This is a genomic window from Idiomarina tyrosinivorans (assembly GCF_003987475.1).
Taxonomy (GTDB): Bacteria; Pseudomonadota; Gammaproteobacteria; order Enterobacterales; family Alteromonadaceae; genus Idiomarina; species Idiomarina tyrosinivorans.
In genome coordinates this window covers 1-1,002 of sequence record NZ_PIQH01000019.1, presented here as the reverse complement: position 1 = coordinate 1,002, position 1,002 = coordinate 1, and the positions used below count along the sequence as shown (strand labels likewise).

At 57.1% G+C, this 1,002-nt stretch carries 1 protein-coding gene; it reads right to left on the bottom strand.

Annotated features, from left to right (window positions below; genetic code table 11):
• Positions 1 to 1,002, bottom strand: a 1,002-nt coding sequence (locus tag CWI84_RS11695) for a hypothetical protein (RefSeq protein WP_133307095.1), incomplete at both ends; no start/stop codon positions are given.

Sequence of the window (1,002 nt, the reverse complement as noted above, 5' to 3'; positions counted from 1 at the left end):
GTAAGCTGCCGCCTTGGTTATTCAAGGCACTGCTCACCTGCATCGTGCCTTCGGTATACAGCTCGCTGTTATTGACCAAGGTGCCGTTGCTGCGCGCCAGGGTCATGCTCTGCTTGGCATACACGCTGCCCGCGCCATTAACGCTGTTCTCAATCCGCACATCCCCGGCACTGGCAATACGGCCACCGTTATTGTCTATCGTGCCTTGATTGCCCAACAACAACTGGCCACTACCTGCATGGATCAGTTGCCCACTGTTACGCAGATCACCGCCCAGACTCATACTGTCGCTGCTGTTATGCAGCACGCCCTGGTTGGTTAGCTGCGCGACATCCAGCACTAAGGTCTCTGCGCCGGTATCGGCATTTACCAACACCCCGGTTGCGGTGTTCAGCAGCTGCTGACCTTGGTAATTCCCGCGGTCGCTTTCTATCCGGCCGCTATTCTCAAGCAAGTCAAAGCCTGTCACCGCAACGTCACTGGCCGCCACCGTGCCGGTATTGGTAAAGGTATCGGTGTCGATAGCCACGCTCGCGTCACTGTACAGCAGGGCATCGTTGGTGATGTCGGTCACGGCTAATGCCAGTTGCTCGGTCGCCGACAGCGTACCGGTGTTATCTAAGGTATTCGCCTCAAGCGTTAACGCGCCGCTAGAGGCAACGGTGCCACTGTTGGTTACCGTATCGGCGTGCAGCGTCAAAGCACTGCTGTTATCGCCACGGGCTACAATCACGCCGTTGTCATTCAGCAGCTCTCCTGTGCTCAGTTGTAGTTGTGTGGCACTGAGTTGGCCATCGCGATTATTCAGCGCTCCGGCATTGGTTGCCACTAAACGCTCCGCCGCCATCTGCCCTTGTTGGTTGCTCAACGCCTCGGTCTCAAGCGCCAATACACCGATACTTTGGATCAAGCCTTGCTGGTTATCCAACTCACCACTGCGGGTGCGCAGGGTCATGCGGTCGCTGGTGGCTTGTATCACGCCGTCGCGGTTACTTAACTGCG